The 22,710-nt window shown below is 54.6% G+C and carries 17 protein-coding genes; 7 read left to right on the top strand and 10 right to left on the bottom strand.

What is annotated here, in order from left to right; genetic code table 11:
- Window positions 1–167 precede the first annotated feature (167 nt).
- Together VFX97_04630 and VFX97_04635 are read left to right on the top strand one after the other, a co-directional pair.
- Window positions 168–1,853, top strand: coding sequence for a M14 family metallopeptidase (locus tag VFX97_04630; GenBank protein ID HEX5702481.1), 1,686 nt, complete (start codon window positions 168–170; stop codon window positions 1,851–1,853).
- A gap of 530 nt (window positions 1,854–2,383) precedes the next feature.
- Complete coding sequence (locus VFX97_04635; protein ID HEX5702482.1) at window positions 2,384–3,727, top strand: hypothetical protein; 1,344 nt, start codon at window positions 2,384–2,386, stop codon at window positions 3,725–3,727.
- A 315-nt stretch (window positions 3,728–4,042) separates the two neighbouring features.
- Here VFX97_04635 and VFX97_04640 read toward each other — a convergent pair whose 3' ends face one another.
- The gene (locus VFX97_04640) at window positions 4,043–5,602 is read right to left on the bottom strand and encodes a M1 family aminopeptidase (GenBank protein ID HEX5702483.1); all 1,560 of its coding nucleotides are present in this window, start codon (window positions 5,600–5,602) and stop codon (window positions 4,043–4,045) included.
- A 491-nt stretch (window positions 5,603–6,093) separates the two neighbouring features.
- Between VFX97_04640 and tnpA the strand changes: the two genes are divergently transcribed.
- Window positions 6,094–6,537 (top strand): IS200/IS605 family transposase, encoded by a 444-nt coding sequence (tnpA, locus tag VFX97_04645; protein HEX5702484.1) that lies wholly within the window; start codon window positions 6,094–6,096, stop codon window positions 6,535–6,537.
- A 73-nt stretch (window positions 6,538–6,610) separates the two neighbouring features.
- Here the strand turns inward: tnpA and VFX97_04650 are convergent, their stop codons facing one another.
- A complete protein-coding gene (locus tag VFX97_04650; protein HEX5702485.1) occupies window positions 6,611–7,447 on the bottom strand; it encodes an AraC family transcriptional regulator in 837 nt (278 codons plus the stop codon).
- Between the two features lie 571 nt (window positions 7,448–8,018).
- Here VFX97_04650 and VFX97_04655 point away from each other — a divergent pair.
- Window positions 8,019–8,489, top strand: a complete 471-nt coding sequence (locus VFX97_04655; GenBank protein ID HEX5702486.1) for a hypothetical protein — start codon at window positions 8,019–8,021, stop codon at window positions 8,487–8,489.
- A 28-nt stretch (window positions 8,490–8,517) separates the two neighbouring features.
- Here the strand turns inward: VFX97_04655 and VFX97_04660 are convergent, their stop codons facing one another.
- The 6 genes from VFX97_04660 to VFX97_04685 all read right to left on the bottom strand — a co-directional run bounded on the left by VFX97_04660 (window position 8,518) and on the right by VFX97_04685 (window position 14,930).
- Entirely contained in the window at window positions 8,518–9,450 is a 933-nt protein-coding gene (locus VFX97_04660) for a hypothetical protein (GenBank protein HEX5702487.1), read from the bottom strand.
- 2 nt (window positions 9,451–9,452) lie between these two features.
- On the bottom strand, window positions 9,453–10,586 hold the full coding sequence (locus VFX97_04665; protein HEX5702488.1) for a hypothetical protein: 1,134 nt from the start codon (window positions 10,584–10,586) through the stop codon (window positions 9,453–9,455).
- 35 nt (window positions 10,587–10,621) lie between these two features.
- Window positions 10,622–11,509 (bottom strand): DNA adenine methylase, encoded by an 888-nt coding sequence (locus VFX97_04670; protein ID HEX5702489.1) that lies wholly within the window; start codon window positions 11,507–11,509, stop codon window positions 10,622–10,624.
- Between the two features lie 320 nt (window positions 11,510–11,829).
- Entirely contained in the window at window positions 11,830–12,543 is a 714-nt protein-coding gene (locus VFX97_04675; GenBank protein HEX5702490.1) for an SGNH/GDSL hydrolase family protein, read from the bottom strand.
- 378 nt (window positions 12,544–12,921) lie between these two features.
- Window positions 12,922–14,346, bottom strand: a complete 1,425-nt coding sequence (locus VFX97_04680; GenBank protein HEX5702491.1) for a serine hydrolase domain-containing protein — start codon at window positions 14,344–14,346, stop codon at window positions 12,922–12,924.
- A gap of 149 nt (window positions 14,347–14,495) precedes the next feature.
- Window positions 14,496–14,930, bottom strand: coding sequence for a hypothetical protein (locus VFX97_04685; GenBank protein HEX5702492.1), 435 nt, complete (start codon window positions 14,928–14,930; stop codon window positions 14,496–14,498).
- An 876-nt stretch (window positions 14,931–15,806) separates the two neighbouring features.
- Here VFX97_04685 and VFX97_04690 point away from each other — a divergent pair.
- Window positions 15,807–17,504: a M1 family metallopeptidase gene (locus tag VFX97_04690; protein ID HEX5702493.1), complete on the top strand. Its 1,698-nt coding sequence runs from the start codon at window positions 15,807–15,809 to the stop codon at window positions 17,502–17,504.
- A gap of 152 nt (window positions 17,505–17,656) precedes the next feature.
- On the top strand, window positions 17,657–18,562 hold the full coding sequence (locus tag VFX97_04695) for an alpha/beta hydrolase (GenBank protein ID HEX5702494.1): 906 nt from the start codon (window positions 17,657–17,659) through the stop codon (window positions 18,560–18,562).
- A 197-nt stretch (window positions 18,563–18,759) separates the two neighbouring features.
- Here the strand turns inward: VFX97_04695 and VFX97_04700 are convergent, their stop codons facing one another.
- Both VFX97_04700 and VFX97_04705 read right to left on the bottom strand, forming a co-directional pair.
- Entirely contained in the window at window positions 18,760–19,647 is an 888-nt protein-coding gene (locus tag VFX97_04700; protein HEX5702495.1) for a dienelactone hydrolase family protein, read from the bottom strand.
- 157 nt (window positions 19,648–19,804) lie between these two features.
- A complete protein-coding gene (locus VFX97_04705; GenBank protein HEX5702496.1) occupies window positions 19,805–21,655 on the bottom strand; it encodes an alpha/beta fold hydrolase in 1,851 nt (616 codons plus the stop codon).
- 238 nt (window positions 21,656–21,893) lie between these two features.
- On the opposite strand from VFX97_04705, the gene VFX97_04710 reads away from it, so the two are divergent.
- A complete protein-coding gene (locus VFX97_04710) occupies window positions 21,894–22,529 on the top strand; it encodes a hypothetical protein (GenBank protein HEX5702497.1) in 636 nt (211 codons plus the stop codon).
- Window positions 22,530–22,710: the final 181 nt, after the last annotated feature.

A 22,710-nucleotide genomic window follows, 5' to 3' on the forward strand; every position in this document is an offset into this window, starting at 1 on the left:
TGAAAATTTTTCAACTGCGGTTCCCTGGGGTTCCGCTTCGCTCCACCCCAGGGCGGGGTCCCCAGCCGAGCATCTCGGCTGGGGTGCGAGACTTTATGCTGCCGTCCGCTACGCGGGCTGCCGTCGGCCTTCTGCCCACTGCCCACTGCTTTTGTTAAAATGCCGGAATGTCACGTGCCAAATTCGCGTTCTGTATCTCGCTATTTCTCTTCGCCTTGAATGCCAACTCCGCGCAGTCTCAGTCCTCAGTACTCAGTACTCAGTCCTCAGCAGACCTGCCAAAAACACGCGCCGAGCTCACTAACTATGAGGAGACAACCCGGTATGAAGAAGTCCTGAGCTTCATCACGGAACTGCAGAAACGCAGTCCGCTCCTGCGCCTCGAGTCCTTCGGTACTTCGGAAGAAGGTCGGAAGTTGCCGCTCATGATTTTCTCGGATACGCCGATCTCAAATCCGCGTGATGCCCGCGCCAGCGGTAAGCCAATTGTCTTTATCATGGGCAACATTCACGCGGGCGAAGTCGAAGGCAAAGAGGCGGCGTTGCATCTTTCCCGGCGCATTCTGTTTGGCGACCTTAAGCCCCTGCTCAGCAAGGTGATCATTCTGATCGCCCCCATTTACAACGCGGACGGCAACGAGAAAATCAACGTCAATAACCGCACCGCGCAGTATGGACCGGTGGCCGGTGTCGGCGTGCGCGAAAACTCTAAAGGCTATGACCTGAACCGTGATTTCATGAAGCTCGATTCACCCGAAGCGCAATCGCTCATCAATTTATGCAACCGTTGGGACCCGCACCTCACGGTTGATTTACACACGACCAACGGGTCGTATCACGGCTACCACCTAACGTACTCGCAGCCGCTGAATCCAAATACCAGCCCGGCCGTTTTAAGTTATCACCGCGACCGGATGCTGCCGGCGATTACGCGCGCGATGCTGCAACGTCACAAGTTTCGCACTTACTACTACGGCAACTTTCCCCGCTTTGAAAATCTGCCAAAACCGGGCGAGAAGACGAGGTGGGAAGCCTTTACGCACCAGCCGCGCATCGGCCAGAACTACCACGGCCTGCGCAACCGCCTGACAATTCTTTCTGAAGCGTACAGCTATCTGACTTTCAAACGTCGCGTGGAAGTGACCGAAGCCTTTGTCGAAGAGATCTTTCGGTACGCTGCCGCCAACGCTCCGGAAATTTACCACCTGACCAAACGCGCGGACGAAGAGACCGTGCGCCAGTTCATGAGTAACGCACCGGTCCAACACGGCGTCGCGTTTGAAATGCGTCCCCTCCCAAAGCCTGTAGACATTCTGATCGGCGAAGTGGTGAAGGTGAAAAATCCGCGCAACGGCAAGGACATGACCGCGATGGTCGAGGATAAATTTAAGCCGATGAGGATGGATGATTATGGCATGTTCGCTGCGACTAAGACCGTACCCGCTCCTCATGCTTACCTCTTCAAACCCGAAAAAGATTTGCAAGGTGTGATTGAAAAACTTCGACAGCACGGAATTGCCGTTGAGGAGCTGACCGCGCCGCTGACGGCGGAAGTAGATGTATTCACGATCGCAACTGCCACGCGCTCCCAACGGGCTTTTCAGAAACATAATGAAATGAAAATCACCGGCGCGTACAAGAAAGAGCAGATGACCTTTCCCGCCGGCACCATCCTCGTGCGGACCGCGCAACCTCTGGGCCGGCTGGTTTGTTATTTGCTTGAACCCGAAAGCGACGACGGTTTAGTTGATTGGAACTTCTTCGATCCTTACCTGGAAACGGGAAAGACCTTCCCCGTCTATAAACTCATGCAGAATGTGAATGCGGCTAGCAGATTGATGGAAGGGAAGTAATCCACAGATTACGCAGATTACACAGATTCAAACGGGCAGTAGCGCCACCGTAAGGGAGGGCGTGACCTCGCGGCTACGCCGCAGCACAGTGCGGTAAGGCTTTGCCTTACCGGCCAGCATCTTCCTTTAATCGTCCGGCGAGGCTGAGCCTCGCCGGACATTCTTTTAAGAGCCTGAGCCGGAAAGCCGGAGGCTTTCCGCTATGTGCTGCGGCTGAGCCGCTCGCCGTCCCTGCTCACTTGCTAAAGACACTCATTACTCATCACTCATTACTCATCATCTCATCACTCATCACTCATCACTCATCAACTCATTACTCATCACTCATTACTCATCAACTCATTACTCATCACTGCATCGGGCTTGACCCCCTCTTCGCCGCAACGCTATTCTCGGCCCGGCGTACAGGCCGCCACCGTCCGCGGACAGGACTGAGTCCACCTGATTGATACAACCAGATTCCAGGTTCGAACTGCGAACCTCCTTCGCCCGATAGCGGACTTGGGCGACTGCATGAAAGGAGGCTCGTTATGTCCATACACAATCCACAGGATCGACACCTTCCTGTCCGGCCCAACCTCGATCAACTTAAACATCAGGCTAAAGATCTTTTGCGCGCGATTCGCGCCGGAGAGCCGGAAGCGGTTGAAGAATTCAAGAAATATCATCCGCAGCGTGCAGACAAGATATCCGCCGGCCGCACGCCGGATGCGCGCCATCCCGAGGTCACCCTCGCTGATGCGCAATTCGTTCTGGCGCGCAGCTATGGAGTGCCCAGCTGGCCGCGCCTGGTTCAATGTTGCCAACTCGTCGACGCAATTTGGAATGACGACGTTGACGCAGTACGCAATTTGATTCTCAGCAACCCGCACTTGCTGACGGAAAGCGCGCTGGTTCGCCAGAGCAACTGGGGACCGCCGATGAGTTATGCCGCGAACGTCGGCCGCAACGAGATAATCCGGATGCTGCACGACCTCGGAGCGACGGACCACCGCCACGCTATCGATCGGGCCATGCTGCAAAGCCGAATCGACACCGCGCATCTGCTTTACGATTTGATGGGCCGCCCAACGGTGCCGGATGACGCGCTTGGGGGACCGGCGTACACGCTCAGCGTTTCCGGCACGGCCGTCGCGCTGGAATTTGGCGCGCGCGTGGTCGACGCGCATGGCAAGAGGATTGCCCCCGTCGATGTTGTGCTGGAAACTGACAGCCGCAACCCTGAAGCGAAGCATGCGATTCTTGAGATGTATTCGGCGCACGGTCTTGAACTGCCCGATACGCCGGTGATGGCTTTGCATCGCGGCCGCATCGATCTGCTGGAAGAACATCTGCGCCGCGACCCACAACTTTTGACGCGCACGTTCACGCACGAAGAGATTTACCCGCCGGATATGGGCTGTCATGACGAAGTAAACGCGACGCAGGGCACGCCGCTGAAGGGGACGACGCTGCTGCATCTGTGTGCGGACTATGACGAGATCGAGATCGCGCGCTGGCTGCTGGCCCAGGGGATGAATGTCGACGCGAAAGCCGCGGTTGACGAAGAGGGTTTTGGGGGCCACACCGCACTCTTCGGCACGGTTGTTTCACAGCCTAATTTCTGGATGAACTATAAGGGCGGTTGGGCCCACACTCGCAAACAGCTGGCGGCGCCATTCGCGGAGTTGTTACTCGAGCACGGCGCTGATCCCAACCTACGCGCCTCGCTGCGCAAGAAACTGCATCCCGGCTATGGCCCAAAGTATGACGTTGAGAACACGTACGAGTATCGCGACGTCACTCCGCTCGCGTGGGGCCGGCGCTTCCACGCCAAAGTCTTCGTCAGCGAACCAGCGATGCAGTTAATCGAGGCCGCCGGCGGAGTTGAGTAGCATCCGAGTCAGTGAGCAGTGAGCGGTGAGCAGTGGGCGGTGAGGAGGGGGCGGTGAGCAGTGGGCGGTGAGCAGTGGGCCGTGAGCAGAAGTGCGCGGAGCGCACGCGGCTTTGCCCCAGCACAGTGCGGTAAGCCTATGGCTTACCGTTCCGCTCGACTTAGTCGGGATACGCGCTAGTTACTGCCCGTCTCTTGCGCCCCTTCAGGGCGCCGATTTTTTTCTAACACTGATCCAGGGGTGTCGCTCGCTGTGCTCGCTCACCCCTGGCTACTTTCTGGCAGCCTTTCAGGCTGCTTACGGCACCCTGGCTAGTTAACGCATGCCTGCCGCCGCACGATATTCGGGTGTCCAGCGCAGCACGTGATAATGCGGGTCGAGTGTGACTGAGCGGGCCCGGAACCCTACCGGCACCACAAAAGTTGTGCGTGCGCCGCCAACTCTCACGTTCCGCAACAAGCGTCTTCCATTGTCACCTTCGATCTCAATCTGAAGAGTGGTGCGATAGTAGGGGGCCGCTTGCGTGATTGCGCCGCTAACTCTACTGCCTGCTTGTGTCCAATTGAGTTGAAACTCAGGCGCGCCGGTTCGCTCAAACCACTGATCATAAAACCATCCCAGATCCCGTCCCGCGCCGGCTTCTATCTCTCGCCAGAATTCCTTGAGCGTGAGTCGCCGGAACGCATAACGCCGGGTGATGCCGCCCAGCACACTTTGAAACTTGCGCCGGCCAATTTCGCGGGAGAGCATGTCCCAGACGAGAAAGCCTTTGTTGTAGGCAATATTCCGAAACTTCTCGTCTGCCGGAAGGTCACCGATCGGCGCGTCAATTCCTTTACCTACCAACTTGAAGTATTCCAAGGCGCTGTAAATCGGATCATGTTCATACCCGATGCGGCGAAAGCGTTCAGCCGCGGCCGGACCCGCAATCGTTTCCACGGCGCGCAGCCCGCCGTACTCGGCCAGCATTTCTTCAATGAAGCGCCCGCCCGGTCGTTTTAGCGAGACCACATGGGGCCACCATTCATGACTGTATTCGTGGCCGTACCATTCCAACAAAACGTTGAACCTCGCCGCTGAAACATTGAAGGCGTTACTGTTGATATAAGCGAAACCCTGTGGCGTGGCCGCGTTGAAACCGGACTTTTTGGCCAGCTCTCGGGGTATCTCGACAAGGGCAAACTCTTTAAAGCGATAAGGCCCAAACTCTTCGGCAAGAGTCTTTAGAATTCTCTGTACGCCTGCCAGATACTCCGTCATGCCGGGCCGGGCGCGGAGGAGATAAACCGAAACACGCACCGGGCCGTCGCGACGAACCACGGTGAACTTTCCGGCCGCAAACGAAAGAAACGTAGGATGCCTGATTTGAAACCGAAAGATTCCGCGCTCTTCCTCGCTGAGGGTACTGGTCCTGTCGCCTGACGCGATCGCCTGCTCACCGGCGGGAACGGAGATTTCCATCGACCCGATCCCTTGTGAGGCTTCATTAAGTTGCGGGTACCACGTGGTGCCGTATGCGGATGCGAAAGTTACTTCAGGGCCAACGTGAAATATGAAACGCGCGGTGCCGCCGCCTGAATACCGGAATCTCAGTTCAATGGGTTCACGGGCCGGAAATGGTTTGCTCGGATGGACGCGGTAAACAGCGTCTCGGTTCGGCGTGCCGTCAGTCGTGAAAAAACCTCCTTCAGTGCGCGCGTTCTCGACCCTGGCCAGACCACTACTGGCTCGGGGGCTGAGTACTTCCACGCGCACCTCGCGCATCAGCTCGCTTAAAGAGAACTCGACAAAATCACGTTGCGCTGCGGCCGCGGCGACACTCATCGTACCTGTGACTTCGAGTGTTTTATCCGCCGCCAGTACCTTCACGGACATCTGGTATCGAGTTCCGTCTTGCGCATGGGAAAGCTTTTGCGCATGTGATATCGAGTTTCCGAAGGTGAATGAAAAAGCGAAAACAAGGGGCAAGATAGACAGACGCATAGACCAATCGCTCTTGAGACGTTTTCCCGTCGAAACTAACAGGAGACTTTGCTTACGGTCTTACCTGATTCATGCGTGTTTGTCTGTAGTTAGCGCCGGCGATGTGTCCTGGGGAGGGGCTTTGCCTCAAAAGTCCGAAAAGGTAGCTCTCATTCACGGGCTTTAGCCCGGTGATAAGCAGAGTGCGAGACTAGTGAACTTTTAACCGGATTTATATAGTCGAACTCACTTCGACAACCCGAAGGGTTGCAAGAAAGTAGCCGGTGGTCGGAGTCCGCGGAGACCACCGGAAAGGCGATATTAATTTGGTCGCACCCCGGAGGGGTGCCAGATCCTTCGCTGTAAAGATCTTTCACATTGACCTGTAATCTAGACTTCAGATTATGGGTTCAACCTTCTTCAGCCTGCACTATCACATCGTCTTCTCGACCAAGGAGCGGCGACCCTTCATTAAGCCCGAATGGCAACCACGTCTTCATGCATACCTCGGCGGGATCATTAAAGGCATGAACGGCGTGCCCGAGATTGTCGGCGGAGTTGAGGATCACCTCCATATCCTTGCGAGTCTCAGGCCAGTGCATTGCATTGCGGATGTACTTCGCGACTTGAAGAAGGAATCGTCCACGTGGGCTAAAGAGAATTTTGATCGCAGATTCACCTGGCAAGAGGGTTATGCGGCGTTCACCGTAAGCCCCACGGCGACCGAATCCGTGAGGCGCTACATTGCCACGCAGGAGGCGCATCATCGTAAACATTCGTTTGTTGATGAATTGAGAGAGCTTCTTAACGCGGCCGGTATCGAATTTGATGAGAAGTACTTGTTGTGACGTCTGGCACCCCTTCGGGGTGCGGTCATGATTAACGACTTTTCCGGTGGTCTCCGAGGACTCCGACCACCGGCTACTTTCTGGCAACCCTTCGGGTTGCGCTGGTATGCTCATCACGAAACTCTTTGGGAGTCAGACCGGTGTGCGCTTTGAAAACCCGCGAGAAGTGGGCTTGATGCGCGAAGCCTGCGGCCAAAGCGATCTCGACGATGGGCTTATTGGAATCGGAAAGTTCACGGCGGGCAAAATCGATGCGGAGCTGCCGTACATAATCGCCGGGTGTACAACCGAATGAGCCGCGAAAGGCCCTGGCCAGCTGCACCGGATGAATCCCAACTGTCGCCGCCACTCCGGCCAGACTCACGCGGTTGGGGAACTCCGCGTGAAGAATGTCTTTGGCCTGGTCCAGCCAGCGAGGCCGCTTCCTCATCGAGCGAGTGTGTTGGCGGGCCAGACTCGCCACGACTTCCAGCATCAAGCCTTCAATGGCGAGAATCGAGGTTTCGTCCTGCAGACGAAACTCGTTGTAGATTCTTGTTCCCAACAACGACAACAGTCCGCCGCGAACGTGGCGGACTTCGGCGAGCGCTCGGGAGCATGGATAAAGATCGTCCAGCTGTGGCCCCGTGATCTCCACGAGGAGACAGCGCATGCCTGCGGTTCCGTAGCGATTCGCATGGGCTTCGCCGGGTGGCTTGATCAAGACACTCTGCCGGTCACATTCAATCGAGCGCCGATCAAGAATCTCTGTGAATGATCCAGCGACGACGAAGGCGAGGTTCGTGAGTTCGTGAAGGTGACGAGGCAGCTTCTGTTCCGGCCGATGAGTTGTTTCCGTTAGGACAAAACCGCCGGCGTTGAAAGTCAGCAGGCGTTGTCCGAGTGTGATTGGACTGAATTGCTGATGCATGACGGCGACGGATAGTGACGATAGCACTAACCTCTGACGTGTTCACGGTGGAAACGTCCGTCCCCCAACGCCCGTTCCAAAATCATCTGGAAAGTGAAAATCACGGGCGACGCGAGGTGGATTGGGTTGCCGTGTGCCGCAACACTCATGACTCATTACCATTACTTTTTGCTCTACAAACTAATCAGAACGAAACGGGGCCATTAGGTTGATAGAGAGGCAGTAGCCGATGAGTCTTTCCTGCCTCTGGTTCTGTTTAGTGCGGCGGCCTCGACGGCGTTTTGGATTATGTGGGCCTACCGAGACTGAACTTAGAATTTTCGCCTCGGAACGCTCACTTTCAGACTCAGAACTTCAACATGCTGACGAGGAATGACCGCGTTGCCGCTCGGAACTTGGCAGTTCCGAGACGGAACATCGAAATCAACTTGAACATGCGCCTTCCTGAGCGAAACGCGCACGCTCCTTAAGAGGACTCGAACGTTCCAAGAATCAAGGTTGATTTTTCTTTAGTATTACGAGAAGGCAGAAGGCACATTTTGGGCGCTATAATCAAAGATTGGTGAATTCTATGGCAAACGAAGACGGAAGAGACACATGGAGCAATCTAACAATCGATCAAATTCTAGCCCATCTGAACATGTTAAAGATGAGAGTGCCTTATCTCACGGGGAAACTGACTATTGCGCTCGCTCGGGGTTCGTCGCGTGGAGCCGATATTACAGTTTCTCTTTCTGATGAACAGGGCATCCAACATGTTCTTATGTTTGAAGTGGAACAGTACGCTTCCGGGCGCGGCCACGGTGAGAAGATCGTACGTTGGGCGGAGAGACATAACACCACTGAGAATTCGATGACGGTCGTAATTAGCTTAGTGATGCAAGCTTTCTTTAATCGTATCACTGGGAGTTATTGCGAGGACGAGTCTATTCGCCAAATGGTTTACTCAAAGAACTTTCGAATTTATGCAGGCAGTGGAGATGGACGACTCACTGATGAACTAAAGACTTTCATTACGTTATGGATAGAAGAACGGTTGTAGCTCGCTTTTCAAAGCGACCCGCGCTCACTTAAGGCAACTTACCAGAGGTCGATACTTTTAGGTGTTTATTCAAGACGAAGTCACACCACTTTTGATAACGTGGGTCTGATTGGATTGTCTTGTTCTCTTGGAATGACCAGTATGCGATTCGACAGCGATCAAAGAGTACGCCCGTTCTTCGCGCGCGTTGGTCCCAGAGGTCCTTGCGAATCCTGTGAGGGATGTAAAAGGTCCGAATATGCGGACTCACTCTCGGTATGCTCATCCATTGCGCCCAAAAAGGCTCCGGATCCAAGTCTGAATCTTTGTCCAACCAGTCCGCGCCTGCAGCACATTGGCCGAAGATAACCAGCTTGCTTGGCCATCCGTCATTAAAATCTTTCCAGGCGACGAGGTCGACCTTGTCGTCTTTTACGCCGCGTATAGGTTGGTCCCTAAACCCTCCGCCTTCACCAAGAGCTTTTCCCAACTCGTCGACACTGATCCGAAAAGCCTTTAGTGCTTTGTTACTCTGTCCACGGGACGTTCCAAAGCTTATGACGGTGCCAGCCAAATAGTTCTTGGCTGCGATTGAACAAAGTTCCTCAAATAACAACCATGGATTGATACCTACTTCTTTATGACGTTGAGACTTCCAGCGAAAGTAAGACAGAAACAAACAGAAAAGGTAACCCACGAACTGATTCCTGTCTTGTTTTACCTTAACCGTTCCTCCTTCAATGGTAAAAGGATAAGAGCTGTCCGCGGATTTTGATCGTTCTTCCAACTCGCTGAACACTTGAAGGCACTTCTCCTCGATGGCCGCATCGCCCTTAGCTTCCAAGACGGAAGCGGTTTTGAGTGCGCTTTCGAGGTCGCCCCTACTTGAATTCTCATCAGGCGAGAGTAAGGCGAGTATCTCGACCCAATCGGCGAGCATCAATTCGTTTGTGGGTGCTGAAGGGAGGGTTAAACGAGGCATAATTATTTCTTCGTGCGTTTCGCAATCACAGACTGCATTGACTCAATCATCCGTTCAATCAGAAAAAGCATTTCTTTCCCCAGTTCAAAAAGATCAGATTCTCCCGAGTACCCGAGAGCCATTGAACCGTTTGCCTCAGTAAGGTCTTCTTTGGCTTTTGTCATTGCTTCCCGAAATCTTAGTTTGTCTCCGCGAGAGATCTCGACCGCCCGTTCAAGCGGATAGCCTGCTCGAAGGGCCGCTAAGGCGGATTTATTGCCAAGAACAACTCTAAGATTGGTTAGATCAGGATGCTGCGTTGAGACAACCGGCTTTTTGTTCTCTTCTTTGCTTCCATATATCCACACCATTAGTTCTCTAAGCTCTTTTAGCTTCTTTCTCGGAACCGGATTTGCCTTTAGTGAATTTTCGGAAGTAATACCAAGGAAGTCTTGATACCCTTTTTGATCGGCTGCGGTGTACAAGTGGGAAAAATAAAACTTGTTCCTGATTCTATCTTCGCGGTTAAAGCCAGCTTGAGATTCCGCCTGACGAAGTATCTGATATCCACGGTAGAGTTTTTTGACCGTCGAGTGCTGATCACCGATCCGCTCTGCGATCGTGTCTAGTGAGACGCGATAATTCGTCTTTACATAAGCAATGTACTTTGCCTTGCTAAATGAATCCCACGCTTTAGGGCCATTAATATGTCGGAATCCGAAGTACTCCCATAAATCCTTGCGACTCTCGTAAATTGCGACAGGTAACTCATCAAGTGCTTTCTTCTCACGTGCAGTTAATCTTGGGAGGTCGGTAGCTTTCACTCGTTGCCGAAGTCCGTCCTCTCTTAATAGACGGACAGCCGCGAAACGTCTGTTGCCTTCGACGACGATGTACTTCTTTTTCTTTGGGTCCTTCTCTCTCGGATTCTCGGGAATCGCAAACAGATTCTCTTCTGGGAAGAATCCGTTGGCAGCGATCGACAGAGCAACCTCATCTACTGCCATCTCTGTCCAGAGCAGCTTCACAATATCGTCCTGCGTTGTAAAGTCGCGACCCGAGGCAAGCCGAGGATTGTCGTAATCGAGTAGGAGTTGATCGACCTTAATATGAACGACCCGATGATAGTTGTTTGGTTCTGATGATTCAGGGGCCATCGGATTTCCTCTCTTCCAGATTCATTTTGAACTGCTTAATTAGCCGACGCCGGAAGCCGTTTGAGATTGGTTATAAATAGTTCCTTTGTCTTTTGTCGAGTGCCCGCGGATGCGATCGAATACAAGTGTTCGACGTGATTCGTGCCGTTGGCACCCGAGGAGTACATTTTTACAATTTCTGGTGCGTTATCGTAACTCAATAGCCAAGGTCGCTTAAATGTATTTAAGAAGCGGCACAGTTCAAGATGATCTTGATCTTCAAAGTAGTACCGATACAACCTGTCAGCTTTAGCATAAAATGGCGGGTCAAAATAAAAGAAGGTTTCCTGAGGTTTGTAGTCTAGCGCTTTAACTTTTTTGATAGTACTTTTCCATCCGCCTCGATTAACAAATTTTACCCGATCCTTAAGTTCACTCGCTTGGCGGATTCGCTTTATCACATCCTCTTTGTTAAACCTGCAATCGATCTTGTAGTCCGAGGCCTGGTTCGGCCCTCCAATTGGCCCAGCAGAGTCTGCAAGTATTCCGGAAAAGCTAGTTCGGTTTAGAAAGATGCACGCCAATGCAGATTCTCGATTCGTTCTGCAGACACGGTCGCGATATGCCTTCCAGTTCTCTACTGTGATTTCCAACCGCTCGACTTGCTCTACAAGCCACTCAGTGTCCTTGAAGACCGTTTTCCAAAAGCCAGCTACAAGCGGGTCTTTTTCGCCAATCGCTATATTTTCAACTAAGTTCTGGCTTAAGAGTCTTAAGCTGACGCTCAACCCGCCCGCAAGAGGTTCACAGAAAAGTTTAGGCTTGAGCGAGTTCAACTTAAGTGTCTCGGCGATTGGTGTAAGCAGCCGGAGCTTGGCTCCCGGATATCGCAGAGGCGACCTAATCAGACCGCTGGTATCCTTAGTATCTTTCTCAGTTGTCACTTTTCAGGCAATGTGCAGACGTGCTCGTTGAGAGTGCATGAGTCTAACACAGGCAACAACGGGTCTCACGTGATAAGTATGAGTGTAATGAGAGATCCGAAACTTGGTTCAGACCTGCGGTTGTAATTTGGGTTGTACGGCTGATCTTGCAGCCATCAAAACCACCACAGCTCCCTTCGGCGGTAGAATCCTTGTGGACTTCGTGGCCACGAAAGGTCGCGCGCAATTCCAGAAAACCAGAGGTCAGAGATCAGAGGTCAGCAAGCAGAAGGCAACGGCAGACGGCAGGAGGCAGAACGCAGAACTCAGAAGTCAGAATCTTACTCCAGCGACGCGGCCACCACCGGCCACATCTTTTCGGCCCAGAGATCGTAACCAGCGTCAGAGGGATGGAAGCCATCCCGCGAAAAGTATTCAGGGTGTTGTTGTAACTCTTCGTGCGTAAATTGATAGATGTCAAAGAGTTGAACGGCCCGCTTATTCGCGACCTCGCGTAGCCGCGCGTTGAATTGCTCAATCATCGCTTGCATCTGGATGCGAACTACCGCCGGAACGTGTCTTGAGCTGGAGAGGTCAGGAATATTAGAGATCACCACCGTCGCGTCGGTTTCACTCGTTAGTCGGACCAGTATTTCATCGTAATTCGCCGCAAATCGTTCTGCCGAAACGCCACGTCTGATGTCGTTAACCCCGACGCTGATTGTTATGAGCTGAGGTTTTGCCGCAACTGTCTTTTCAATTTGGCGCGAGACATCGGCCGTGGTGCCGCCGCTCAGTGAGTAGTTATGGAGCTTTGATCCCGGGCGCACCTGCTCTAGCTTCCGGGACAGGACAGGCACATAGCCGCCCCGAGTTCCTCCGACACCGATCCCGGTTGAATCTCCAAGTGCAACGTAAGTGATCGGTCCGGCAATCATAGGTTTTCTTTGTTGGCTCTCTACCGTTCGTTCTGCGTCTTTAGTGACGGCAGGGTTTCGCGAAAGACAACCGGCGGCCGTCATTGAAAGCATAATCAACAGCAATGCTGATCTCATCGAAGGAACCAAACTTATCCACAGATTACTCTAGAACAGTGGGCAGTGAGCAGTGGGCAGTGGGCAGTGGGCGGTGAGCAGTGAGCAGTGGGCGGTGAGCAGAAGTGCGCGGAGCGCACGGCAGCATAAAGCCCGGGCGTAAGCCCCGGGAAAGTGTCGAGTTTGAATCAAGAGCCCGCGAAGCGGGCGGCAGATGTTGCGTCGAACGGCCTGTCGCCCGCTCCGCGGGCTTGGCTTTAGTTTGTAAATCGCGATCCTGGGGTTTGCTCGTCCCGATACATCGGGACTCGCTGCACCCCAGGCCGGGGTCCCCAGCCGAGCATCTCGGCTGGGGTGGAAGTCTTTATGCTGACGTGCGCTCCGCGCACTGCAGGGAGCTCATTTCACTGGCAGCCTGTTAGTAATGAAATCCGCAACTCGGCTGGCGCCAGGTGGGTCAATGTTTGCCAACACTGCGATTACGTAGCCTGGGCCGGGGCAGATCTTGAGTTCGCCATTCATGCCCGGGGCGCCGCCACCGTGCCCGAAACACCGCGTGCCGTTAATCACCGAATCCTGGAACCCATAAGCGTACTTACTACCACCCGGTGTATCAACCTTCCCGGTCGTCAGCATTTCCGTATATTGCGCATTGAGCAGTTTGTGCGTTTGCAGCGCGGTCGCAAACTTCAATAGATCTTCCACCGTTGAATAGCCACCGCCCGCGGAAGTTCCGCGGTAGGGCAGAGTGTCAGTGTTGGGCCGCAAGCCCGCGCCACCGAATCGCGTGTAGCCCATGCTTCGGTCCGCCACGAGTTGCTCTTCCGGTTCAGAGGCAGTCCCGGTCATTCCGGCCGGCTTGAAGATGTGATCACGCACGTAGTCGTAATAACTTTGACCGCTGACTTTTTCGACTAATACACCGAGCAGAAGAAAACCGTAGTTGCTGTACTGCCAGCGACTGCCCGCCGCGAACCCCGGTGCGCGATTACCATAGAGCTTCACATAATCCTGCAAAGTCTTTAGTTCAAGACGATTCTTGTCGAACTCAGGACCAAAGATGTCGCCCGTGCCTCCGGTGTGTGACAGCAGCTGTTCGATGGTTACCTTTGAAGCAACGTCTTTATTCGGATAGTCGGTCAGGTAGTTGCCGAAGGGCGCTTTCAAATCGAGTTTCCCTTTTTGCACGAGTTGAAGCGCGGCAACCGCGGTGAACATCTTGTTCATTGAGCCGATTCGGAAGCGCGTTTTCAAAGTGTTCGCGGTTTTCTTTTCGCGATCTGCCAGCCCGTACGCTTGAGAGAAAACAGTCTTACCGTACCTGGCGACCAGAACGGCACCGGAAAAACGATCAGCCGCCGCGGCGTCGTCGAGATTCTTTTTTAAGGCAGTAATGAGTTCGCTCTCGCTCAAATGAGGAAGGGCAAATTCCGCCGGTCGGGGAATCGGTTGCAGGTCGAGTCTGGTCATCTGGTGGGGCGCGGTGGCATTCACCTCAACGGTCAGCCGGACAAACCGATCAGTATTACGTTCTTCGGCGAGGACGACGAGCTTTGCCGGGGTCGACTCCTCGATCTTCTTCAGTGCGAGGCCGCCAACCGCTTGCCGCGATTCCATGTGCTGAGCAGCTCGTTCCAGACGAGCCGGCAAATTCTTGCTGAGGAACTCCTTGTACTTCTCGAGGTCTCCAGCATTGAAAGCATCCAACCATGCCTTCGTCTGATTACCGGCAGGCGTATCGGGAAACTGTGTTTGCGCCAGGCAGGCTGGGGCGATGAATAATAAAGCTATGACGGCTAATAGCAGATGGTTTCTGTGCTTCATGAGTCTTACTCCCGGGTGATGCAGATGACACAGAAAACCACAATGGATGCTGAGGATGCAAGAAACCGGAAACCAGATGTCAGAGGTCAGAAGTCAGAAGTCAGATGTCAGAAGTCAGAAGTCAGAGATCAGAGATCAGAGATCAGAACTCACTCACTAGCTAACTTAGGTGCGGGAAAATCTTTATGCACTTCGTGACCGCGAAAGGTCGCGCGTATTTCTAACTCACTAATCTGATTTGAACCGACGGAATTCGGATTGAACGCAGCGCCTTGTTCGTTGGTGAGACTAAGAAGAGAGTGTGTGACGGTCTCGCCGGGACGGATCGTGCCGATCTGCATGCTGTAGAGCGTTCCTCCCACGTAAATCCTTAAACTTGTGTTCAAGTATGGCTCTTGTTCCGTATTGCGGATGGACACGTTCCCGGAGTCGTAAGTTACTGCCGGCCGGAAGGGAAGCGTCGCGTAAGGATCGCTGGCGACGTTCGGAGACTGTCGCAGCCAGAGAACTGCACTCACGATGAACCCGGCAACGGCAATCGACACTAAGACGGCAAGGATCAGGATGCGTAACTTTAGGCTCAAGACAATCGACAGATTACTCTAAAAACAGTTGGCGGTGGGCAGTGAGCTGTGGGCAGTGGGCGGTGTGCAGTGGGCAGTGGGCGGTGAGCAGAAGTCAGTACCACCTGCGGTAGCGGGTGGGTTCACGCCGAGGCGCCAAGACGCAAAGGAACTCAAACGGATCCAAAGCGCCGTCGAGGCCGGCGCAGTCCAAAGTGCGCGGAGCGCACGCGGCTGTGCCGCAGCACATAGCGGAAAGGCTCGGCCTTTCCGGCTCGCTCTTCAAGTAGCTCGAGGCTGCGCCTCGAGCTTCGGCGGCGTAGCCGCAAATCAAAAACCAATCACCACAGGGTAAGCCAGAGGCTTACCGCCATGTGCGGCGGCAAAGCCGCGTAAGGCAGACGACAGGAGGCGAAAGGCAGAAATCAGAAAGCAGAAATCAGGCGCGAAGCGCCGCGATGAAATAGCCCCGACCGTCAGGTCGGGGTAACAGTCACCAACAAGTGCATGAGGCCCGAAGGGCCGAGATGATTCATGCCGGTCCTCCGGACCTCGCCAATCATCCATAACCGTCACCACGACCTGACGGTCGTGGCTATCTCCTAACGGCCCTTCGGGCCTGCCGTTTTGGATCAAAGAGCCCGCGAAGCGGGCGGCAGATGTTGCGTCGAACGTCGCCCGCTCCGCGGGCTTGGCTTTAGTTTGTAAATCGCGATCCTGGGGTTTGCTCGCTGCGCTCGCTGCACCCCAGGCCGGGGTCCCCAGCCGAGCATCTCGGCTGGGGTGGAAGTCTTTATGCTGACGTGCGCTCCGCGCACTACTGACCTCACTGCTCACTGCTCACTGTTTGAGGAATCTGTGGATTATATTAGTCGCACCAGCGGAGATCTGATCACGATGCATAAATGTAAATTGGCGATACTCGCAATTGCAGTACTACTACTGCCGCACTCCGGCGCCGGTTATCTATTTGCCCAAAATCCTCGAATTGCTCTGGGCCCACAAGAGACTAAGACCGAACCGATCACTCGCCAGGAAACACTGCGCGGCTCGATCACGCCGGAACGCGAATGGTGGGACGTTCTGCATTACCACTTGCAGGTGGAGTTCTCACCGGCAACCAGAAGGTTGAAAGGGTCGAACACAATAACTTTCAAGACGCTAAAACCGGGTAACAAAATGCAAATTGATTTGCAGCCGCCATTAGCAATCACCAAGATCACCCACGGCGACTCGCAACTCAAATTTGAACGTGAAGGAAATGTCTACTGGGTCATGTTTGCCAGGGACATTCCCAAAGGCACTGAGGACAAGATCGAAATATTTTACGAAGGCGTGCCGGTGGTCAGCAGGAATCCGCCCTGGGTGGGCGGGATAACTTGGGGAAGAGACGATCTGGGAGAGCATTTCATCGTGACCACTTGTCAGGGCATTGGCGCGAGTATCTGGTGGCCCAACAAAGATCATGGCTCTGAGGAACCCGAACGCGGCATGAAGATCAGTGTAACGGTGCCGGAGAATTTATCTGCTGTTTCGAACGGGCGCTTGAAAAAGACGGATCATGATGTGGCGGGGAAGAAGAAAACCTTCCATTGGGAAGTCCTGAATCCGATCAACAACTACGGCGTCAACGTCAACATCGCCAACTACATAAAGCTCGCGGAAAAGTACCAGGGGAAAGGTGGCGTGCTGGATATCGAGTATTGGGTCCTGCCTCATCAGAAGGAAGCGGCGCTCAAACACTTCAAAGAAGTTCCGCGGATGCTGGAAGCGTTCGAGCACTGGTTTGGGAAATATCCTTTTTATGAAGACGGTTACAAACTGGTCGCGGTCCAATATCCGGGGATGGAACATCAGAGCTCGGTTACTTACGGCAACTGGTTCAGGAACGGCTATTGGGACCGGGACCCTTGTGCCTGCGGGGTCGGGTTCAAATTTGACTTCATCATTGTCCACGAATCGGCGCATGAGTGGTTCGCCAACAACATTTCCATGAAAGACGCAGCCGACATGTGGATTCATGAAGGCTTTGCCAATTACGCCGAAAACCTTTTTGTCGAATACCACTTCGGGAAGAAGGACGCGGAGGATTACGTCGTCGGTACCCGCCGCAGCATCGGAAACGACCGTACGATCATTGGCGTTTATAACTCGAACCGGCAAGGTTCAGGCGACATGTATCCCAAAGGCGGGAACATGCTGCACACCATCCGCCACATCATCAATGACGACGCGAAGTGGCTCGCGATCCTGCGCGGTCTCAACGCTGATTTTTGGCATCAGACCGTGACGACGGAACAGATCGAAGGCTATATCAGCACTAAGGCCGGGATTGATCTCAGTAAGTTATTTGACCAATACCTGCGGACGACAAAGATTCCCTTGTTGAAATACAACGTGAACGGGAAGAGCCTGTCGTTTTACTACGAAAGAGTCGTTAAGGGATTCGCCATGCCGGTTCGCGTAACTATTAATGGCAAGGAAATTCAGATAACACCGAACGAAGTAAAACAGACTCTTGAGTACACTGAAGAAATCAAAACCTTTGAGGTGAATCGCAACTTCTATATTGATGCAGCGAAGAGTGAGCAGTGAGTGCGCAGTGCGCAGTGCGCAGTGGGCAGTGGGCGGTGAGCGGTGAGGTCAGTACCGGGAGCGGTAGGACCGGGTAAGAGGTTCATCCGTAATGTGTGGATAACTTCTTTGCGCCCTTGTGTGAACCTGCCGGTTGGTAATATTCCTTTCCCATGCGGACTAAACGCACTTCGATCCTGCGAGCGGTGTTCATCGTTCTCTGTGGCTTAACCGCAGTCGCGGCGCAGGCGCAAAACAAACTCCCGCGTAACACCAGAGAGGGATTCATAACTACGCGCGATGGAGTGCGGATTCATTACTACGAGTCCAAACCCAAATCGCCGAATCGGAATCCGACCCTCCTGTTTGTCCCGGGCCTGATGACGCCCGGATGGATTTGGGAGCATCAGCTTGCACACTTCGCCCGGGCCCACCGCGTGGTGGCGATGGACCCGCGCTCACAAGGTCAATCTTCGAAGCCTGCCGACGGCCACTACCCGGCGGCGCGGGCCCGCGACATAAAAAGCGTCGTGGACCAATTGAAATTGAAACCGGTGGTGCTGGTGGCCTACACCTCAGCGGTCACCGAAGCTGCTTCCTACGTAGATCAATTCGGCACCGAAACCCTCGCCGGCCTGGTTCTGGTGAACGGGATTGCCGGGCGCGAGTACGACGAGGCGACGCTGTCCGGCCTGCTCGCCTTCACGAACTCATTTCAGCTCGACCGGCGGAAGGCGGCCGACCGTTTCGTGCGCGGACTGTATAAGAAGCCGCAGAGTGAGGACTACATTCGCAGGATGACGCAGGCGACGCTGCGGATGCCGACCGATTCCGTCGTGGCGCTAATCGTCGGAGGCGTGTCGTCCGATAACCGTCCGGCTTTGGCGAAGATCGATAAGCCGACGCTCATCGTCGTCGCGCTGGTCAGACCGTGGATGCAATTTTACGAGGATTTGCAGAAGCGCATTCGCGGGTCGCGCATGGAGATTTTCGAAGACGCGGGGCACGCGCTGTTTGTGGACGAGGCCGCGCGGTTTAATAGGCTGCTTGAGTCATTTCTTAAAACACTGCAGAACTGAGTGCGCTCTTCCTTAGGCGCGAAGCGCCGCGATGTAATAGCCCCGACCGTCAGGTCGGGGTAATAGTCACCAACATGAGCAAGAGGCCCGAAGGGCCGACATAATTCATGCCGATCCTTCGGACCTCGCCAATCATCCGTAACCTTCACCACGACCTGACGGTCGTGGCTATTTCCAAACGGCCCTTCGGGCCTAACTCACCGCAAATATCTGATGAACCATTCGAGCGTGCGCGTCCAGGCCAGCTTGGCGGCGGCTTCGTCATAACGCGGCGTGGTGTCGTTGTGGAAGCCGTGCTGTTTGCCTTCATACATGTGTGACTCAAACACTTTGTTGTTGGCTTTCAGCGCCGCTTCATAGGCTGCGATGCCGGAGTTAACCCCCTGGTCGTTGCCCGCGTAATTAAACATCAGCGGCGCGGAAATCTTCGGGACATCAGCGACGCCCGCCTGCCGGCCATAGAACGCAACGCCGGCGTTCAGATCAGAGCCCAGCAGCACGGCCAGTTGATTCACCATTCCGCCGCCGAAACAAAAACCGACCGCGCCAAGTTTGCCGTTGGAATCTTTACGGGCTTTGAGCCACTTGGCTGCCGCGACGAAATCTTCGGTCATCTTCTTTCCATCCACGTTCCGAAAAGCAGCGCGAGCTTTGTCTTCGTCGCCGGGATAACCTCCGACCGACGTCAAGCCATCGGGCGCAAAGGCGATGAAGTTGGCGATCGCGAAGCGACGCGCCACGTCTTCGATATAAGGATTGAGTCCGCGGTTTTCGTGAATGACGAGCACGACCGGGCGCTTGCCACTTTTTGCCGGGCGCGCGAGGTAGCCTTTGATGGTGCCGTTTCCGGCCGGGGAGGGCACAACTTCGTAACCAACCTTGATGCGTTTGTCAGCGGGCGGCACCTGCTGAGCCCAGGCGAAGTTCGGCGTCATTTCCCGGAAAATTGCCGCGACGGTCAGGCCGCCGATCGCAAACTTAGCGGCGCCATCGAGGAAAGCGCGGCGGTCAATGTCGCCGTGTTGGTATTCGTGAAAGAGGTCTAACAACTCCTGCGGATAGTCGGCTGCTGTTTTACGTTCCATGGGTTCCTCCCAGAATCATCCACAGATTACACAGATTACACAGATAAGAATAGACAGGATTTAATGATTTACACGATTCACACACAATGCTCACAGTCAGAAATGCTACGCTTTCGTGTGGCGAGAAATATCCTGTAAATCTTGTTAATCCTGTCTCTCACCGCCGCAGTGTCACCGTTCCGCGCTCAACAGCAAAGAGTCGCCAGTCACCGGGAAGGTCAGCGAAGGTGTGAACCCCCTTGTCCGCAAACTCGATTCCTGAACCGGCCACTAGATCCTTAACCGTGCTGGAAACCAGAACTTCGCGGGCGGCCGCGCGGTTTGCCACTTGCGCGCCGACGAGCGGAGCAAGGCCGCGCACCTTCACATCACTTGTCACCCCGCCCGACAAACTCTCCATCTCACACTCGCCGGTGTGTAACCCCGCACGCATCAAGACACCCAGGCGCGAGGCGGACTCGGTGATCGCGCACGCACATCGAATCGCACGTGCCGGCCCATCGAAAATTGCGAGCGGGCGATCGCCGACCATGTCGATCCCGCGTCCCCGGAACCACTCAATCTCTTTCCGCACCTGCTCGCGCAAGCGATTAAGGAGCGCATACCACTGTTCATTTCCCAGACGTTGGGCATGCGCGTTCGAGTCGATGATCTGAGTGGACAAAACCGTAGCCAGAACCGTGTCACGCTCCTGCGTCTGGCGGACGCCGGTCAAAAATTCCTCAACTTCATCGAGAATCGCATCCTGATCGCCCACGAAAGGAAGATGATCCTCGCCCGGTAGTTCCACGTACTTCGCATTCGGAATGTGCTCCGCTACATATCGGCCTTCTTCTACTTTCAAACACTGGTCGCCAGTACGATGAATGACCAGCGTCGGCACATGAACTGACGGCAAGACCGGGCGCACATCGATCTCCGCGTTCATCTGAGTCAGGGCCAGGGCGGCGCCCGGACTGGCGCCCATGCGCAGATAGGTGGCCCACCATTCGCGAAACTTCGGATCGCCGGCGACGCTGGGCGCGCGTTCTTCGAGACCAACCGGCCCGCCCCACTGTTCACGCATCTCTTCGAAAAAGTGTTGGCGCTGTTCGGTGGTGGGCGCCCAGGGGTAATCATCGTCACGAATCCGTTTGGCGTAGGTACCCATCATGACCAGGGCGAGCGTTTTTTCCGGATAGGTCGCGGCAAAAAGACTGCACATGGGCCCGCCTTCAGAGACGCCGCAAAGCGCTGCGCGTTCTGATCCGACCGCATCCATTACCGCCCGGACGTCGTCCATGCGCTGCTCAAGGGTAGGCAATTCATTAAGCGGCACGCGGTCCGAAAGTCCGGTGCCGCGTTTATCAAAGAGAATGAGCCGCGCGAAAGAAGCGAGGCGCATGAGGAAGCGCGCGAAACTCGGCTCGCGCCAAAAATACTCGAGATGCGAAACCCAACCCATGACGAAGACGAGATCAATCGGGGCTTCCCCAATCACCTGGTAGGCGATATTCACATCGCCACTGCGCGCGTACATCGTCTCGGGAGGGCGGTCGAGAGTGACGGGGGTACGCACTCCTCCGGAGTGCTGCATGCCAGAGGCATGCGTGCCGACCTGGCCGCCGTCGACGATAGCGGAGGTACGCAGTCCTCCGGAGTGCTGCATGCCAGAGGCATGCGTACCAACTTCATCACGAATCTCTTTCACGTCCGCGACGAACCGGTAGCCACGTTTCGGCACCGTCTCGATGTACTTGGCTCCACCGGCGCCCAGAACCTTTCTCAACGTCGAAATGTTTTGGGCCAGATTGTTTCCCTCGACGAAGCTATCCGGCCAAACCTGCGTCATTAACTCCTCAGTGGTGAGCAGTTGACCGTTGTGCTCAACGAGGGCGAGGAGGGTGTCAAATGCCTTAGGAGTCAGCGAAACAAGGCTGTTTTTGTGGAAAAGCAGGCGCTCGGTCACATCCACCCGAAAGGCTCCGAATTCGTAGGAAAGCTTTGTCCGGGCTTTGATCACGGTCATTCAGAACTCTCTAACAAGAATCTCAGAAGGATTTCAGACCCACCTAAATACGCGCCGCCGCAGAAAGGGTATCGTCCATCGCGGTTAGACAAGTGACGACAAAATTCTTTGAAAAGTTTTTAGGAACGGCTTCGCAAGATATAGCCCAGGGCGCGTCTATCTTACTGCGAAATCCGGCAACGAAAAAACTTACGCCATCTTGATTCAAAATTACACCAACAAAGAAGGAGTTTCTGAGATGATCACCCGCTTTGCTTTAACGTTAACGCTGCTCTTGATGGCCTGCGCCATCGCTAGCGCACAACCTCAGGCCAAGGGCACCTACAAGTTCACGCTCGGCGACAACAATGCGAAACACGTAGAGTTCGACGCCCAGGGCCGCGAGGGCGGCGGAGCGTCCGGCACCCTGTTCGTGAGTGACGAGGCCACCATCGTCTACCACGACGTCGATGGAGATGGCTCCCCAGAAGAGAAGTACACGGGCTACTCGATGCTCGTCGCGTTCGACGACATGACCGTCGATAAAAACCAGGCGGTAATGCAGGGCGTCGTCCGTGACTCGACTATCCCGTTCCTGGTCGGGCAGCGCGTGCTGCTCACGGTCGAGGACAACGGCAACAACGAGCGCGAGCCGGATCGGCTGACCTGGGGTGTCTACAAGCCAATCGAAAGGAATTGGATACCGTCGGACGCTGAATGGAAAGACGACCCCGGAGTGGGCTTGCGGTGGTGGGCAACTGACGCCGAGCGCAAAGACGACGTGGGTTACGAGATGCCGCGGGAAGATAAGATTAGCATCAAGTCCTTCACCCTTTCCGCGTACCTCTTTGTCGACACGAACGACGGAGTTGGCGACATCATCGTCAGGCCGTAGCGTTCGCGCGGATTGGAAATGGTGGGCCACGGACGCAGAGCTCGAAGACGAGATACGCGTTCAGTCCGCGAACATCATTCCCGGCAGCCAAACAAGTTGTAAGGTCTTTTCGCTTTCGACCTATTCGTTTGCTGATGTGAGAAGTGGCGAAGGGCAGATTCAAGTTCAACCGTAGAGCGTC

It is taken from the genome of Pyrinomonadaceae bacterium, from assembly GCA_036277115.1.
Taxonomy (GTDB): Bacteria; Acidobacteriota; Blastocatellia; order Pyrinomonadales; family Pyrinomonadaceae; genus UBA11740.

Bases quoted from the DNA above. Each gene is read 5' to 3' on its own strand.
- VFX97_04630 (HEX5702481.1), top strand. From the start codon at position 168: ATGTCACGTGCCAAATTCGCGTTCTGTATCTCGCTATTTCTCTTCGCC.
- VFX97_04635 (HEX5702482.1), top strand. From the start codon at position 2,384: ATGTCCATACACAATCCACAGGATCGACACCTTCCTGTCCGGCCCAAC.
- VFX97_04640 (HEX5702483.1), bottom strand. From the start codon at position 5,602: ATGTCCGTGAAGGTACTGGCGGCGGATAAAACACTCGAAGTCACAGGT.
- tnpA (HEX5702484.1), top strand. From the start codon at position 6,094: ATGGGTTCAACCTTCTTCAGCCTGCACTATCACATCGTCTTCTCGACC.
- VFX97_04650 (HEX5702485.1), bottom strand. From the start codon at position 7,447: ATGCATCAGCAATTCAGTCCAATCACACTCGGACAACGCCTGCTGACT.
- VFX97_04655 (HEX5702486.1), top strand. From the start codon at position 8,019: ATGGCAAACGAAGACGGAAGAGACACATGGAGCAATCTAACAATCGAT.
- VFX97_04660 (HEX5702487.1), bottom strand. From the start codon at position 9,450: ATGCCTCGTTTAACCCTCCCTTCAGCACCCACAAACGAATTGATGCTC.
- VFX97_04665 (HEX5702488.1), bottom strand. From the start codon at position 10,586: ATGGCCCCTGAATCATCAGAACCAAACAACTATCATCGGGTCGTTCAT.
- VFX97_04675 (HEX5702490.1), bottom strand. From the start codon at position 12,543: ATGAGATCAGCATTGCTGTTGATTATGCTTTCAATGACGGCCGCCGGT.
- VFX97_04680 (HEX5702491.1), bottom strand. From the start codon at position 14,346: ATGAAGCACAGAAACCATCTGCTATTAGCCGTCATAGCTTTATTATTC.
- VFX97_04690 (HEX5702493.1), top strand. From the start codon at position 15,807: ATGCATAAATGTAAATTGGCGATACTCGCAATTGCAGTACTACTACTG.
- VFX97_04695 (HEX5702494.1), top strand. From the start codon at position 17,657: ATGCGGACTAAACGCACTTCGATCCTGCGAGCGGTGTTCATCGTTCTC.
- VFX97_04700 (HEX5702495.1), bottom strand. From the start codon at position 19,647: ATGGAACGTAAAACAGCAGCCGACTATCCGCAGGAGTTGTTAGACCTC.
- VFX97_04705 (HEX5702496.1), bottom strand. From the start codon at position 21,655: ATGACCGTGATCAAAGCCCGGACAAAGCTTTCCTACGAATTCGGAGCC.
- VFX97_04710 (HEX5702497.1), top strand. From the start codon at position 21,894: ATGATCACCCGCTTTGCTTTAACGTTAACGCTGCTCTTGATGGCCTGC.